Raw genomic sequence first — 14963 nt, 5'->3', positions numbered from 1 at the left:
CAACGCCCTTTTTACATATAAACCACCTGTCGTCGGCCCGTATCTAAGTGAACATGGGTGCTGTAGATTAAGATGCCCCCTGGCCAGGTATTGATTAGGGCATTGGCTACCTGTCGTGGGCTGTAGCCCGGTACATCCATGTCTACGGCCTGCCCCTGTAAGTGTAGGCTGCGGGGATGGCCGCCGGCGGCCCTGTTGGCCTCTGGGGTGCGATACCAGGAGTTGATGATGAAAGGACTGCCGATGCGATCGCGTGCTTGCTGCAGGTGCTTGGCTAGCGCCAAGATGTTTTTAACGATGTCAGCCGTCGGGGGGATCCGGGTTCCCTCCTTAGTCGCCTCTCCCCAGGTAAAGTCTCCCTTGGGCAAGATAGGCTGGCCGGTATAGAAGGTACTGGTATTGCCAGGCAGTTTGAAAGCTTTGCCCTGAAAGGCGGGGGGATAGACGACCTTATCTCCTAGGAGGACCTGGGCATGTTGGTCGTAGACGTACCAGGTACTGAACTTCTGGATAAAGTCCTGCTCGTACTTAATGGCGAACTTGATGTGGCGGTTAAAATCTCCCTGCTGATCTCGGTAGGCCCAGGAGTGCAGGATCAAGCTGGTGCCTTTGGCAATCATGTATTTCTCGTTATCGGGTAGCTGAGACGACTGTAGGGGTCGGCGTTTCAGAATGGTGTCTTGGGTGACTTGCAACCGTGGTAGATGCGGGTAGACAATTTGTCCATCAAATTCCACCATGGCGTGCTGGTCATAGACAAACCACTGGCTCAGATCGTTGATAAAATCTTTCTCGTATTTCAGGGCGATCTTGATGTGGCTGCTGAAATCGCCATGGGCGTCTTGAAAGGCATAGGAATGCAGCACAAATTGGCTGCCTTGCGCCACTGAGTGTTTCTGGGTGGCTGGCAGCTGGCTCGATTGAATCGGACGACGTTTGAATAGGGTATCGCGATAGATCTTGAGAATGAACTCGGCTTGTTGTTCTTCCCAAGGATAGACGACTTCCCCGTCTTTCTCGACTTGAATGTGACCGCCGTAGACAAACCAAGTGTTGAATCCCTTAACGTTTGTGCCTTGAAAGGCGACCTTGATATGGCCATTAAAATCGCCCTGAGTAGGGTCGGCATAGGCATAGGAGTGCAGGGGATAGGTGCTGCCTTTGCTGACGGCGTGAACCTCGGCCTCGGAGAGTTCGGTCACGTCTTCGGGGCGCAGTTTCAGTAGAGTATCTTGGCCAATTCGCAGGGTAAAGTTGGCCGCGGGGTCCATCAAGGCAGACCAAGTGTTGTCCCCGACGATGCCATCTACCGTCAGGCCGTTGGCGGCTTGAAAGGCTTCTACGGCCTGTTTGGTAGCTGGGCCGAAAATGCCGTCTGTACTAATGGAGTGACCAGCTTTGACCAAGGCCTCCTGTAAGGCGACGACGTCTTTGCCCCGCAGGTAGGGCATGGATTGCAGCAGGGTGCGTTCCCCCGGTTCATAGTCTTTAGCAGGTCCCTCGAAGTACTCTTGGGGGGTCTGGCCCCCAGCCAGATAACGCTTCCCGGCTGCGCTCAGACTTAAGCCTGAGGTTCCTTCTAGAAAGACTTGGGCCTCGGTGAGTCGTCGCCGTAGCAGTCCGGCCTCGACGTTAGTGCCTGGATTGCGGTAAAGCACCAGGGCTGATTCAATCTTGCTCCAGTTGCCGGTTTTCAGAACCTCTGTGATCGTGGCAAAGTTATTGCCCCCATAGAAATGGGCCCCTAGGTTATAGGCAAAGCTGAGAATGGCCCCCCGTTGCCTCTGGTTCATGGTAGGCCAGGTGGGAATCTTTTCTAGGGGAGGTAAAAATTCATTTTCTAGCTGCCACCGCAACAGCTCTTCGGCTTGGTCTGGGGTAATGGTGTCGCCTAATTCGAAGGGACTGCCATCTTTCTTGCGGGTGCTGCCCCAGCCAATGGTGTAGGGTTTGCCGCCAGTGCGGGGATCTGGATAAGCATTGCGGCTAAATCCCTCAAAGGTTTTAATCAGCTCGACGGCAGGATCGGGTACGTTAGCCATGGCGCTTACCGAGTAGATTGCAGCGAAAGGGTGAGGACGATTGCAAGGGACTGGGGAGCTAGGGAGGACTAGGGAATGGGCAGGGTAGCGTTGTGGCCACAAAATTCTAGGATGACATGACTAGTAATGCCTAGAAACGGCTACCGGATATTGAGGATCGCGGCCACCGCTGTTGTCTGGCCAACGGTCAACGCTAGCGTTGACCCGATAGATTAGGACAGTGGGGACCCAAGCCCCAAATTGTGGAGCTGTTTGGGCCTAACTGACCCAGGAGGGGATGATGGTGGTGACTCGATGGTGGCTGCCCGGTCACTGAGGATGTTGATATTGGCACATGTATTCAGAAATATCTGTAGACGGGGTACTCCTTGAGCATATGTGTCTCAGCATAGGCACCGTTGCGACAGAGATGAGTTGGACAAATTATAGGAAGCTAACTCCCAGAATGGAAACGACTCGTTAGGTTGGATTGGTGTAGTCGCTGACTGAATGCTGGACACGAATACCGTTAATGATGCTGCTAGATCCCCCTTATTTTTCTGGCTTTGAGGCGTTAGGGGCCGCTGAGAATGTATTGATGCCGGAGGCTTACCCCCACTGGTTGCGGGCCGATTCCCCGGGTAGATGTGGTGTGAGATGTGGTGTGATTTGCGTCCATGGTTTTGCCGGGGTGCCCTATGAAGTCACCCCCGTGGCTAAGGACTGTGTGACAGCCGGCATGGATGCGGTGACGATGGTGTTGCCGGGCCATGGGTATCGTCAGCGTCAGGACCAACGTCGCCAGTTTGCCCGGATCACCATGGATGGGCTGCTGCAGGCGGCACGCCAGGAAATTGCTAAGGCTCGGCAGTATTATGACCGGGTGGGGATGTTTGGCCTGTCGATGGGTGGTGCGATCGCATTGACCATGGCCGCCGAAGGCCGACTAGATGCCTGTGCCGTCGCTGCCCCGGCCCTGCGCTTACCGCTGCGGGCAGAGATATTGATTCCCCTGTTGGGATGGGCCAGTTTCTATCTGCCCAGTGCCACCAAGCCCAGCTTCGATCAACCCTGCTACGATTTCTATCATTCCTGGGCGCTGCGCCAGCTCTATCGGCTCAGTCGCCAGGCTCGGCGGCAATTACCCCAGATTCAGGTGCCGACCCTGGTGGTGCATTCCCATTGCGATCGCATCATCCCTGCCATCGTCGTCGACTGGATCACTGCAGAGGTGCCAGCCCCGGTGGAAGTGGGCTGGTTCGATGCCTCTGGCCATGCCATGCTGTTAGATTGCCAGGGAGCAGCCGTGGCCAGACGAGTGGTCGAGTTCTTTGAGCGGCACCTAGCTCCTACTTAGTGGGTGCTGCGGCGCCCACCACCTCTCGGACTCGATAGATGGGCCGCCGTTGTGACTCATGGTAAGTACGCATGAGTAATTCGGCTAACAAGCCAAAGCTAAAGAGCTGGATGCCACTCAAAAACAACACAATGGCCAGAAAGAGCAGGGGCCGATCGCCAATGTCCTGCTGCCCCATGAACTTGACGAAGGCCAGATAGACCGCAATCAGCACCCCAACCACGATGGCACTGAGGCCAAAGGACCCAAAGATATGCATGGGACGGGTGAGGAATTTCTTCATGAAATAGACCGTCAGCAAATCCATCACCACTCGCAGGGTCCGCCCCAGGCCATATTTGCTCTGGCCAAACTGGCGGGCGCGATGGCTCACCGGCAGCTCCGCGATCCGAGCCCCCTCAATGTAGGCCAGCGCCGGCAAAAAGCGGTGCAATTCACCGTAGAGATTCATATCCCTCACCACCTCCGCCCGGTAGGCCTTCAGGGCACAGCCATAGTCGTGCAGCGTCACCCCCGTGACGCGCCCGATCAGCCAGTTGGCGATCTTCGACGGCAGTAACCGGGTCAGGCGATGGTCCTGGCGATGTTGGCGCCAACCACTGACCAGATCGTAGCCCTCGGCCAATTTGGCCAGCACCTTAGGAATATCAGCCGGATCATTCTGCAGGTCACCATCTAAGGTGACGATGATCCGGCCCCGAGCATGGTCGAATCCAGCGGCCATCGCCGCCGTCTGACCATAGTTACGGCGCAACAACACCGCCGTCAGATCGCGCCGTTGGCCCACCAACTGCCGCAGTAAGTCGGCCGAGCCATCCCGGGAGCCGTCATCGATACAGATAATTTCATAGTCGATGTCAGTCGGCTGCAGTGCCTGAGCGATGGTGTCAACCAGGACCGGCAGGCTGTCACATTCGTTGTAGATGGGTACCACCACCGACACATCCAAGGATGGATCATGGTTGGGACCAACGGGAATCAAGGCCGCCAAGGCAGAAGATCTCATGGAGCTAGACACGGTGCTACTCCATTGAATCACGGCTGGGGGAAAGGGCCGCCGTCGAGGGATTGGCCTGGGGGGGTAAGGCTGGCATGGGATGGGCTAAGGTGCCGCTGCCTTGGTTGTCTAGCCAGACCAGGCCAGCCCCACCGGCCTCCGCCAGGATGCTGATGAGGCGATACCAGGCGACACCGCCCAGGATGAGACTGGGAGACAGTTGGGACTGCAATAACGCCACTGCAGTGGCTTCGAAGACGCCTAACCCGCCTGGGGCTCCGGGGATGATCAGGCCCAGTAACCAGGCCAGGCTAAAGCTACTCAACAGCAGCAACAGCTGGTTAACCTGCACCGGGCCCAGGGCCGCGATCGCCATAATGAAGCCCAGCCCCCTCAACATGACGAAGCCGATTTCTCCTAGCAGGGGCTTCCAGGGATAGCGGCGCAGGTTGCTCTGGGCCACCTGTTCTGGCGCCTCTGGGGCATGGGTGACTGCTGCCTTCGCCCGCCCTAGGCGATGGAGTAGTGGGTTCAGCAGGCGAGGATGAATGCCGATGAGTAGGGCCCCTAACCCGAATAGATACCAGGGCCACTGCTGCTGAATAATTAGCAGGGCCAGGATCAGGGCGGCTGCCGCCATCAACAGGGGTTCCATCACCACACTGACAATGGCAATGCCGATGGGAACGCCTAAGGATTGAACCGCCCGTACGCGCCCGTAGAAGTGCCAGATATTGCCCGGCAAATACTTGGCAATGTTGGTGGTGAGATAGGTGTAGATTCCCCAGGTGCCCCGTTGGGGCTGATTAAACTCCCACAGCATCCAGCTCCACACCCAACCGGCCCAGATGTGAGCCAGGAGGGTGACCCCGAGGGCCAGGGTGAGACAAGCCCAGCCTCTGGCGGTAATCTGCATCGCCCATACGTCTTGCCAGTGCTGGCGCAGGGTCGTGGCCAGAAAGAAGCAGGTGCCGCCGAGAATGAGCCAGCGCAGATAGGGCTTGAGCCGAGAGATCCAGGCCTTTAAACCGATAGCCATGTAGTACATACATATAGGACCCAGGACTGTGTCCTGCTCCACCCACCTTATCCTTCAAGACGGATTTAGGCATGCCAGCGGCACTATATAGCTGGGCTTGATGGCTACAGTATTGTCGGTGGCGGGGTTACATGAGCCCAGGCAGTAATTTCACGTCGAATTCTTCCTGGAAGCAAGCCTTTTTATACTCTAGGTTCCAGAGTTCCGAGGCGCAGTCGTCGCCAGAGCGGCTGGCGGTAAGGACCAGATGCAGGATGCGATCATCGGCGTCGAATTGGCAGTTGAGACTTGCGATCGCACCCACACTGCGCCGATCTAGGGCAACGGCCACCCGCAACATGGCACTGAGTTGGCTGACCAACTGCCGGTGGTGCTTAGTGGGCAGGTTGCGATAATTGCTGTGCTTCTTCTTGGGCGGGCTCTTGCGATGGTAGCGGGCCAGATTGGCAATGGTCTCCAGTTCAGTCTCTGTGTAGCCCAAGAGCTCACCATTGCGGATTAAATAGTAGGAATGCTTGTGGTGGGCAGAGTGGCTGATGAAGTGACCACAGTTGTGCAAAATGCCCGCCGCCCAGAGCAGTTCCCGCTCCAGATGGCCCCAGGCATGGAGGTGCTCTCGGGTTTGATCAAACAGGGTGACAGCAAACTGTGCCACCCGTTCCCCGTGGGTGAGGTTGACCCGGTACTTCTGGGCCGTCTTCACGACGCTGCGCTGGCGCACCGAGCGCTGAAACTGCATGCGGTCTTCGATCAGCCCATGGGTGAGCATCCAGTCCACCACCAGCCCTTCCCGCAGGGCCCGTTCGCAGATGGTGATGGCCTCTGCCCCCAGCAGTTCCATGGCCTGCTGCAGGATCACCGCCCCAGCCACGATGATTTCTGCCCGCCGGGCCGACATATCCGGCAGGGCCAACCGCTCGGTATAAGTCAGGTGCCGCAGCCGCTCGACTAATTCCACCAGATCGTCGTAGCGGATCTGGTAGCCGTTTAGCGGATCGGGAACGAAGCCCAGCCGGTCATGGGCGCTGAGGGCGGCCAGACACTCAATGGTGCCGGAAGTGCCCACCAACCTGGGGGTCTCCGAGGAGGCCAAATGCCGCTTTAGATCATCGGTGGGTGGCTCTAGCATGCCCCGCACATAGGCCCGCAGGCAGTTAAACTCCATCTCATTGACGGGGTTGGAGGAGATAAACTGCCCTGTTAACCGCACTGCCCCCACCTTGGTGCTGCTGAGGAAGCGATGGGGTTCGCCGGTACCCAGGATCAATTCGGTGGAGCCGCCGCCGATGTCGATGATGGTGTGGGGCTGGCTATGGAATTCCATCCCCGACAGCACCCCCAAATAGATGCGGCGGGCCTCTTCGGTCCCCGAGATCAGATCGATGGCCAGACCCACCTCGTTCTTCACCCGGCGGAGAAACTCGGTGCCGTTGCTCGCCTCTCGCACGGCACTGGTGGCCACGGCCACAATGTCTTCTGCCTGCAGGCTGTGGGCGATGTCGCAGCAGCGTTTCAGGGCAGCGATGGCTCGCTCCATGGCATCTTTGCTCAGCCCGCCGGTCTTCTCGCAGAAGTTGCCCAGGCGGACGGTTTCTTTTTCGCGGTCGATGATGGTGAAGGTGGGGAGGCTCGGTTGAATCTTGACCACCACCATATGGATGGAATTGGTGCCCACGTCGATGGCCGCTAAGATGCGATCGCAGCCGATCTCATCGGCCGGCGAGGTCAGCGGTAGAGACAGGGGATCATCGGTAACACGGGCAGGGGCAGTGTCGACCATGGGATCTTCTAGGCTCGCGGTTCGTTTCCAATCCTACCGGGGTAAGGGTTAATCATCAGTATTGATCTCAATCTTTACTGGGTTTTCAAGATCCGCCCCTGCCTGGAGAGCTCCCTTCCCAAGGGACGTGACCTATAACACCCCATTTTGGATGCTTATGCCGCAAAGTTTCAGCCTAAGATCCCTCACAAGGGGTGATATTCAACTCTAGGTCTGACTAATCACCCTAATCAGGGGTGTTATACCGATTAGAGAGGGAGAATGCAGGCTAAGCAATGGTTGGGCTGCTTTTCCTTATCTGTGAGACGGTACTCAAGTCACTTCTGTTGAGTGTTGAAAGTGATCGCGCCAATCCAGTAACAGCATCAAAATGTATTGACAATGTAAATACGTCCTGTCTAAACTGCAAGCATGGATGTGTATTTCGTTCTCAATGGCATCACTTTTGTCTGGAATGACGAAAAAGCCAGGATCAACCCGATTAACCACGACGGTGTTACGTTTCAGCAAGCCGCAGAAGTCTTCTTCGATCCATTGCTGGTGGTCGTTGATGCAAGTCGTAATGATGAAGCGCGAGATGCTGTTATTGGTTTAGATCGGCGCTGGAACTTGCTGTATGTTGTCTTCGTTGAGCGGGAAAACGACATCATTCGGATCATTCTCAGCTCGTAAAGCGACACGGAAGGAGCGGGAATTTTATGAAGCCTGAGGCGTTGAAAAAGCGGTTGGATAGGAATCGTCCTATGACAACAATCACCATTCGTATGCCTGAAGATGTGATTGAGGATTTGAAGCAAGTTGCTCCTCTGCTGGGTTTTTCTGGGTATCAACCTTTAGCGCGTGCTTATATCGGGCAAGGACTGCGGGCTGACTTGGAACGTTTAGAAGGCGATACGGTATCTGCATTGATTGCGAGTCTAAAGCGTCATGGGGTCAGTGATGACGTGATTCAAGAGGCACTAGGTGAAGTGACTGGGCGTTAGTTTAAGTCTGGGTTGCAGCCAGCAACCCAACAACTCCAACGCAGCGGACGGACGAGAGCCGCTGGTGCTAAGTTCGTAGGTGTTCTGCCGCCGCTGATTGGGAACGTGTGCGATTCGTTCATCCTAAATGAGGCATCGTCCTCAGGGACGGATGGCGAGGGTAGACCCTCGACAACTGAATCATCGTGAGGGTGCAAGACCCTCTCTCCAAGTGCAAGGAGTAACAGCATTACCCCTACGGTAGCGACTGGTCCTCAATCCGTAAAGCGGGGTAAAAAGGCAATAAACTGGAAGCCTCATCCGGTGGATGCTGAGCATGAATCGATGGATAGCGAAAGCGAAGCTGTGTCTGAACTGTCGTCAGATCAACCCAGCCAAATCAGGCTGATAGGCTGGAGCCAAAAAGGCAAAGGATAATGGGGCAGGCGTTTACGTTCACGACCTGTATGCACTCCCACTAAACCCGGCAGAAAGCAGCATCCTAAAGATTCAAGAACGGTGATTCGGAACGAAGTAACTCCTTAATGGCTCTTTGGGAAGGTCGATGCCCTAAGTAGGTGCCAACCGCAAGCCACGAGTGAGCAAGATGGTCTAAGAAGCCAACGCCTAGAGTAATGTCTGGGATATGCAGACGTAGACCCGATAGTTTGGAATGAATGGGTACAAGTAGCAGTCAATACGTCTAAAGCACAGTTGATGAAACTGATGAGGGAATGGAGAACAATCCCTTGGCGAAAGCTAGAGCGGAAAGTTTTTAAGCTGCAAACGCGTATATTCAAAGCCTCACATCGTGGCGATGTCAAAGCAGTCCGGCGACTCCAGAAAACGTTAATCCGGTCATGGTCAGCTAAGAGTCTAGCGGTCAGACGGGTGAGTCAAGACAATCAGGGCAAGCGAACGGCAGGGGTGGATGGTATTAAATCACTCACCCCAGAACAACGGCTCGAACTGGTTAGTCAACTGAGACTCCTTGGGCGGGCAAAACCGACGCGCCGAGTTTGGATCCCTAAACCCGGAGGCAAAGCGGAAAAACGCCCGCTTGGAATTCCCACCCTCGCCGACCGCGCCTTACAAGCGCTGGTCAAACTGGCGCTAGAGCCAGAATGGGAAGCCCGCTTTGAAGCAAACTCCTACGGGTTCCGACCCGGACGGGGATGTCATGATGCAATTGAAGCGATATACAATGGCATATTGCTGAAGGCCAAATATGTGCTCGATGCCGATATCTCGAAGTGTTTCGACCAAATTGATCAAGATGCGCTGTTAGCCAAGATCAATACCTTTGCGACACTACGCCGCCAAATCAGGGCGTGGCTGAAGTCAGGGGTATGGGATCAAGGACAATGGTTTGCGACAACCACTGGAACACCTCAAGGGGGCGTGTTGTCGCCATTACTGGCAAATATTGCCCTACATGGTATGGAAACCCTCATCAAACAAGCATTTCCAAAAACTTGGGATGCTCAAATGAAAGGGCACATCCAACCCCCCCATCTGATTCGCTATGCGGATGATTTTGTGGTGTTCCACGCCGACCTAACCATTGTGCAGCAGTGCCAACAAATCCTGGTGGAATGGCTAGCGCAAATGGGTCTCACCCTACACCCAGAGAAAACTCGAATCACCCATACGTTGCATCCGCACGAGGGACATATTGGATTCGATTTCTTGGGTTTCACCGTGCGCCAATTTCCGGCAGGCAAACATCACACGGCACACAATGCCTACGGCACCCCGCTAGGCTTCAAAACCCTGATTCAACCGAGTCGAACCAGTATCCAACGTCATCAGCAGAAGTTAAAGCAGATCCTCCAACGGCACCAGGCAGCGACTCAATCTCAATTGATTGATGCCCTCAACCCGGTGATCATCGGATGGTCGAACTACTTCTCGACCGGAGTCAGTTCTCACGCCTACCAAGGGCTGGATAACTGGTTATATATTCAGTTGAAAAACTGGGCAACCCATCGCCATCCTCGTAAAAGTCAACACTGGATTGCCCATCGGTATTGGCTGATTGACCGAGATGAAGGATGGACGTTTGCTGCATCCACACCGGAGGGTATCCAACGCTTAGCAAGACATAGTCACACCGCGATTCAGCGGCATATCAAGGTTCAAGGTCAACGCTCAGTGTTTGATGCCGACTGGATTTACTGGAGTACCCGCATGGGACGACATCCTCAAGTCAATCAGCGCGTTGCTCGCTTGCTGAAACGACAACAAGGGAAATGTGCCGTCTGCCATCTGTTCTTTAAGGACAGAGATTTGCTGGAAATCGACCATTTCATCCCGCGCGCCCAAGGTGGAAAGGATGAAATCAACAATCTCCAGCTCCTTCATCGTCATTGTCACGACGTAAAATCGGCTAATGATAGCCGATGAGGTGTAGATGAAAACTACCAAACTGTTGAGGAGCCGGATGAATCGAAACGATTCACGTCCGGTTTTGAAGACCAGCGGGGTTGGTGACAACCTCGCTGAGTTTAATTATGCCTCTTAGATCTTGGTGAGGACGCACCTGAACGTTCATTGGCTCGACTCCTTAAAGTTGGCGAAATTGTTGCACTCAATGCCAATATCTTGAGTGAAGCAGCCTCCTATGAAACTACCACCCGGTCCTAGCCGATGGCCCTGCCCTCGATTGCACCGACGCGGCAGAGGTGTTGTTTTTGATTGAACGCCTGTAGCGTGGATCAACCGCAGGGCTCGTTGCCTCGACCTAGGCTACCAGAACGGCACAAGTCTTGCGATCGCGTTGCGAAATATGGGGTTAATCACTCATTACCTGCAGCCGCACCAGAACTGTCGGCCTCTGGGGCAGGAGCTTCTAGGGTGTCGGCTGGCTCGGATCCGCCCGCAGCCAGTTGTTCGATTTGGTCCTGGAATCGATCGGGAGCCATGGCCAAGGCTTGATCAAATAGAGCCTGTGCCTCTTCGGGTTGGCCCATTTCCTTCAGCACCAGGGCTTTGGCTAATACAGGCCGAAAGTCTTGGCCAGCGGCTGCTATGGCTTGGTCGTAGAGGTCTAGGGCTTCCTCATAGCGGGCTTCTTCCACATAGACCTGCCCGAGGAGCAGTTGCACTGAAATTTTGTCGATTTGGTTGGAAGAGTCATCTGCCTCGGTCAGCTTCAGAGTATCTTGCAACAACCCAATGGCAGCCTGGGGACGCTCTTGCTGCAGCAGCAAGACCACTAGGCCCTGCAGGGCATTCATGTTACCGGGGGTTTTATCCAGCACCTCCCGGTAGGCTTGGGCAGCGCCTTCTAGGTCGCCGAGACGTTGGCGGGTCTGCCCGAGGAGAATGCGATAGTCACTGACATCGGGATTGAGTTCAGCCAGTTTCTCTAGGGGGGCTAATACCCCTTCCATATCACCGAGCTGGATCCGAGTCTCTAGCAGTCCCCGTAGGGCAGTTTGATTGTCAGGTTCCCGTTCTAGCACCAATTCGTAACCTTTGGCCCGACTCTCCAATTCAGCCCGAGCCTCTTCATTAGTCGGCTGTGAAGCGGAACTGTTACTGGTGACGGGAGTGTCGCCTATGCTGCCGATGATGGGGAGCAGAGATAGGGCCAACAGGGCGCCCAAGGCCACGACAAGAACACCGCCTACCAACCAGCGGTTGCGTTTTAGAGCCACGGTATTTCCTTAAACCACTTCCCGTCGATTTTAGCGTCCTATCCCAAGTCCAGCTCAAGTCCAGCCCAAGATCTGGCGTTTCTCCTGGGGAAACGCCCTAGGACTAGATGGGGCAAGGGTTAGCGCCGCTTGCAGACCAGTGCCAAGGGGCAGAAAGGGGGGAGTAAGCCTGTCCCCTGGCCTACAGAAACTTCACACAAGGCCGACAAAACCGTAGGAGGCATGCAAAATATTCGGATTTGCGCCAATATCGATCGGAAACGTAGGTAACTGCGATCGCAACTGGATCTGGGGCAGGCCAACTCCCCAGGCTAGGCGCGGATGGCTGACGAGAGGCTAGCCTAGCGATGCTAGGCTTAGCGTGAGGGATATCTCCTGAGTCACGGGGTAACCCAGATCACGGGTTAATCAAGTCTGAGGAAGCCAACCGTCCCCGACAAATCGCCTGAGATTGCAGTTCACCCAGGCTCTTCCCAACAGAGCCTCCAGCTCCCCCAAGCTAATCGGTATCGCATTGAAGAGGTGTAGGTCGTTATGAGTTCGGCAGCTAATCACTCTCCTGAGTTTCCCCCATCCGCGCCGGAACCGTCATCAGAGCAAAAGAAGAAGACATTGAAGTCGCCACCGATGCGTCCGACGTTGATGTCGCCGCCCCATCGGTCAGAAACTGCTGCTGATACATCTCAACAGCAGGGCCGCGGTAGAGCCCCAAGCATCCTCAACCGCTGCCGTAGCTGACCATCGGCCTCACCCCATCTCTCCTCCCAGTGAGCCCATGCAGTATCGGGCCATCGGCTTGGTTCGGGGCATCTACAGTCCCTCCGAGGAACAATTCAACCGGGGCCTGTTGACCACGGAGGATGGCACGTCGATTGATAGTGTGCTGCTGGGGCGGATTACCAGTCTGGTCAAGAAACACCTCACCCTCGAGACCCCCCATCAGTGGGTGGTCTATCCCCGTACTCGCACCGATGATAGTGAGGACAGCCAAGATTTAGATCTGCACCTGCAGATTGTCGGGGTTTGGGAGCCCGAGACCCTGGGACTGCCAGGGGAAGATCCCCACAGCCAATCGGAGGAAACCGCCTCGCCGCCGGCAGAAACCGAGGAAGCCGCCTCGCCGTCGGCAGAAACCGAGGAAGCCGCCTCGCCGCCGGCAGAAACCGAGGAAGCCGCCTCGCCGTCGGCAGAGACTGAGGCGGAAGCGGCCCCGGAGCAGACTGAATCTGAAACGGCCAGTCCTGAGGTGGCGGCAGTCGATGACAATTACTTCTCCATTCGGGGCGAGGTCATTCGCTATTCAGAAGCGGAAGAGTTGATTTTTATTAAGATTTTGCAAGGGGCCAAGCGCAGTGCTGGCTCCCAAAAGGCATTTCGACTGGTGGTCAAGGGCAAACTGGAGGGTAAAATCGTTGGCTATTTCTGGGATTTAACCGCCCAACGTCAGGGCAAAACCCTGATGCTGCAGGAGGCCACGCCGGTGGCAGCGGTTCCCCCTAAGAAGAAAAAGCGGCATAGCCGTGGCAGTCGGGGCAAGGCTCCTCGACGGGAGGGTCCCCGCTCCGGGGCCTCGCGGCCAGCGGCAGCTGCCAGTGGCAGTCGCCCCGTGCCAGTTCATCGCAAACGAGAGGCCGATCACCCACCCCAGCAACAGGACTAGACATTTCTCGAATTCCAGCCTTAGCCTAGGGTCACCTGCCTGCCCCAGGTGTCTTGGGGGATGAAGGTGCGATCGCATGGCAACGGCGCCACGGGGGCCGTCAACTGAAAGTGCCCCGCATCAATCCACTGTTTCAGGGTCTCAGCCACCTGGTTGGCCAGATAGAGGCTCGCTAGCGGGGCGGTGCGCACCGGGCGGCCGTCGATGGTAATGCGGCCAGCCTTAAGCTGGGCATAGCTGACCATGCCGAAGGTGGGGCGCACCCGACGGGGAATGGCAAAGTCAACCACCGGTGCCACCAGCTCACTGTCTCGAACGGCACAACCCAGCGCCACCGGTTCATTCAGGACCGGGATCGGTACCCCCACCCCTAACATCAGGGAAGGGCCATAGCCGCGGAAGAAGCAGCCCCGGACCCAGCGGGCCTGCATCTGCTTAGCGTCGCCAATCAGGGCCACCGTCGCCGCCGGGCCAATGGGCGTCTGGTTGGGCAGCCGCTTTTGCAGGGGAAAATGCTGGGTGCCTTCCCAGGCCACATAGCCAATGCCTCCCCCCAGAAAGATGCGACTGCCGATGCCAATCACCTGGAGGTCGGGGTCATTCATCAGGGGCGCCAAAGCCCCTGGGTTAGAGTAGACCGCATTGCCCAGGCGAGGCTGCAACGGGCCGAGATAGGTGTAGAGGGGACGCTCACCGCCGTTGACGCCGACGATGAAATTTTGATAGAGGTTGCGGGGATTGAACAGATAGAACTGGTTAATGCTGTGTTGGCTGATGGTGGTTTCGAAGGCGGCGCGGGGATAGCAATCGGTGACCTGCCCTGTGGCCTGCAGATGCACCGATTTACCGGCCACCAAGTCGGCAATCACATGGCCACCGCCCCGTTCCCGCGGCTCGTCGTTGTCGCTGCCCTGGGCCATTTGGCTGGCCCCCAGGTAGAGGTCAACTGCCCCGAAGCCAGCGTAGGCTGGCACCCCATCCAGATAGCAGTCACGGATTTTGATGGGAGGATCCGTATGGCCCAGGTTTAACATGGCTCCCGAGGCTTCCATGGGCTCGAAGGTGCCAGTGGTGACCACATCTACCGTCTTGGCTGCCTGGGAGATTCCCACCTCGGCCACGTGGGCTTTGAAGGCCGCCGCCGTCATGACGGTGGCTTGCCCCCGGCGGATCTTGTCGTTGATGGTGTCGATGGTGGCCATGGCAAACCTCGGGGCGGTAGCGGTCAGGCTAGGAGCGGAGCCAATGCCAGCCTAACCAGCCAAGGATCCCTAGGGTGGGCAAACAGACTAGCCCGAGGCTGACGGCGGGGGTGGCCGGAATCGCTAGGGTTGGCCCTAGATGTTTGATGGCAACGGCAATTAGGGTTGCGATCGCAAATACCTTCACCACAAACCCAATCGGACTCCCCATAGTGACTCTCCCCAGTCAAACGCCCCAGTCAAACGCCCCAGTCAAACGCCCCAGTCAAACGCCCCAGTCAAA

12 protein-coding genes and 1 pseudogene are annotated in these 14963 nt (G+C 56.3%); 6 read left to right on the top strand and 7 right to left on the bottom strand.

From position 1 onward, the window contains the following. Positions 1–11: 11 nt before the first annotated feature. Positions 12–2042, bottom strand: coding sequence for a peptidoglycan-binding protein (locus XM38_RS26530; protein WP_202978936.1), 2031 nt, complete (start codon positions 2040–2042; stop codon positions 12–14). A 511-nt stretch (positions 2043–2553) separates the two neighbouring features. On the opposite strand from XM38_RS26530, the gene XM38_RS20705 reads away from it, so the two are divergent. Continuing rightward, complete coding sequence (locus XM38_RS20705; protein WP_225889374.1) at positions 2554–3378, top strand: alpha/beta hydrolase; 825 nt, start codon at positions 2554–2556, stop codon at positions 3376–3378. Here the strand turns inward: XM38_RS20705 and XM38_RS20700 are convergent. From XM38_RS20700 to XM38_RS20690, 3 genes are all read right to left on the bottom strand, one after another. Continuing rightward, positions 3371–4384 carry a glycosyltransferase family 2 protein gene (locus XM38_RS20700; RefSeq protein WP_088430922.1) on the bottom strand — a complete coding sequence of 338 codons (1014 nt, stop codon included), beginning with the start codon at positions 4382–4384 and terminating at the stop codon, positions 3371–3373. The genes XM38_RS20705 and XM38_RS20700 overlap by 8 nt on opposite strands. Before the next feature lie 16 nt (positions 4385–4400). After that, positions 4401–5414 (bottom strand): lysylphosphatidylglycerol synthase domain-containing protein, encoded by a 1014-nt coding sequence (locus tag XM38_RS20695; protein WP_080806090.1) that lies wholly within the window; start codon positions 5412–5414, stop codon positions 4401–4403. Between the two features lie 127 nt (positions 5415–5541). Further along, positions 5542–7194, bottom strand: a complete 1653-nt coding sequence (locus XM38_RS20690) for a Ppx/GppA phosphatase family protein (protein WP_088430920.1) — start codon at positions 7192–7194, stop codon at positions 5542–5544. Between the two features lie 411 nt (positions 7195–7605). Between XM38_RS20690 and XM38_RS20685 the strand changes: the two are divergent. The 3 genes and pseudogenes from XM38_RS20685 to ltrA all read left to right on the top strand — a co-directional run bounded on the left by XM38_RS20685 (position 7606) and on the right by ltrA (position 10562). Further along, positions 7606–7903 (top strand): annotated as a pseudogene (locus XM38_RS20685) (BrnT family toxin). Beyond that, positions 7893–8177: a hypothetical protein gene (locus XM38_RS20680; protein ID WP_080805900.1), complete on the top strand. Its 285-nt coding sequence runs from the start codon at positions 7893–7895 to the stop codon at positions 8175–8177. Before XM38_RS20685 ends, XM38_RS20680 begins: the two are co-directional and overlap by 11 nt. A 696-nt stretch (positions 8178–8873) precedes the next feature. Next, positions 8874–10562: a group II intron reverse transcriptase/maturase gene (gene ltrA / locus XM38_RS20675; protein WP_202978935.1), complete on the top strand. Its 1689-nt coding sequence runs from the start codon at positions 8874–8876 to the stop codon at positions 10560–10562. A gap of 392 nt (positions 10563–10954) precedes the next feature. On the opposite strand, the gene XM38_RS20670 is transcribed toward ltrA, so the two are convergent. After that, complete coding sequence (locus XM38_RS20670; protein ID WP_080805898.1) at positions 10955–11818, bottom strand: tetratricopeptide repeat protein; 864 nt, start codon at positions 11816–11818, stop codon at positions 10955–10957. A 534-nt stretch (positions 11819–12352) separates the two neighbouring features. On the opposite strand from XM38_RS20670, the gene XM38_RS20665 reads away from it, so the two are divergent. Both XM38_RS20665 and XM38_RS26165 read left to right on the top strand, forming a co-directional pair. Next, positions 12353–12556: a hypothetical protein gene (locus tag XM38_RS20665; RefSeq protein ID WP_137455194.1), complete on the top strand. Its 204-nt coding sequence runs from the start codon at positions 12353–12355 to the stop codon at positions 12554–12556. A 37-nt stretch (positions 12557–12593) separates the two neighbouring features. Beyond that, complete coding sequence (locus XM38_RS26165; protein ID WP_080805897.1) at positions 12594–13478, top strand: hypothetical protein; 885 nt, start codon at positions 12594–12596, stop codon at positions 13476–13478. A gap of 20 nt (positions 13479–13498) precedes the next feature. Here the strand turns inward: XM38_RS26165 and XM38_RS20655 are convergent, their stop codons facing one another. Both XM38_RS20655 and XM38_RS20650 read right to left on the bottom strand, forming a co-directional pair. Continuing rightward, the gene (locus XM38_RS20655) at positions 13499–14680 is read right to left on the bottom strand and encodes a homocysteine biosynthesis protein (protein WP_080805895.1); all 1182 of its coding nucleotides are present in this window, start codon (positions 14678–14680) and stop codon (positions 13499–13501) included. Positions 14681–14708: 28 nt separating this feature from the next. Continuing rightward, positions 14709–14891 carry a hypothetical protein gene (locus XM38_RS20650; RefSeq protein WP_080805893.1) on the bottom strand — a complete coding sequence of 61 codons (183 nt, stop codon included), beginning with the start codon at positions 14889–14891 and terminating at the stop codon, positions 14709–14711. Positions 14892–14963 lie beyond the last annotated feature (72 nt).

This window comes from Halomicronema hongdechloris C2206 (assembly GCF_002075285.3).
Classification (GTDB): Bacteria; Cyanobacteriota; Cyanobacteriia; order Phormidesmidales; family Phormidesmidaceae; genus Halomicronema_B; species Halomicronema_B hongdechloris.
Note: the sequence above shows the minus strand (reverse complement) of the source record. Positions and strands in the feature narration are given on the sequence as shown.

Coding starts and splice junctions, on each gene's coding strand:
- XM38_RS20655 (WP_080805895.1), bottom strand. CDS start 14,680: ATGGCCACCATCGACACCATCAACGACAAGATCCGCCGGGGGCAAGCC.
- XM38_RS20705 (WP_225889374.1), top strand. CDS start 2,554: ATGATGCTGCTAGATCCCCCTTATTTTTCTGGCTTTGAGGCGTTAGGG.
- XM38_RS26530 (WP_202978936.1), bottom strand. CDS start 2,042: ATGGCTAACGTACCCGATCCTGCCGTCGAGCTGATTAAAACCTTTGAG.
- XM38_RS20680 (WP_080805900.1), top strand. CDS start 7,893: ATGAAGCCTGAGGCGTTGAAAAAGCGGTTGGATAGGAATCGTCCTATG.
- XM38_RS26165 (WP_080805897.1), top strand. CDS start 12,594: ATGCAGTATCGGGCCATCGGCTTGGTTCGGGGCATCTACAGTCCCTCC.
- XM38_RS20695 (WP_080806090.1), bottom strand. CDS start 5,414: ATGGCTATCGGTTTAAAGGCCTGGATCTCTCGGCTCAAGCCCTATCTG.
- XM38_RS20650 (WP_080805893.1), bottom strand. CDS start 14,891: ATGGGGAGTCCGATTGGGTTTGTGGTGAAGGTATTTGCGATCGCAACC.
- XM38_RS20690 (WP_088430920.1), bottom strand. CDS start 7,194: ATGGTCGACACTGCCCCTGCCCGTGTTACCGATGATCCCCTGTCTCTA.
- XM38_RS20665 (WP_137455194.1), top strand. CDS start 12,353: ATGAGTTCGGCAGCTAATCACTCTCCTGAGTTTCCCCCATCCGCGCCG.
- ltrA (WP_202978935.1), top strand. CDS start 8,874: ATGAAACTGATGAGGGAATGGAGAACAATCCCTTGGCGAAAGCTAGAG.
- XM38_RS20700 (WP_088430922.1), bottom strand. CDS start 4,384: ATGAGATCTTCTGCCTTGGCGGCCTTGATTCCCGTTGGTCCCAACCAT.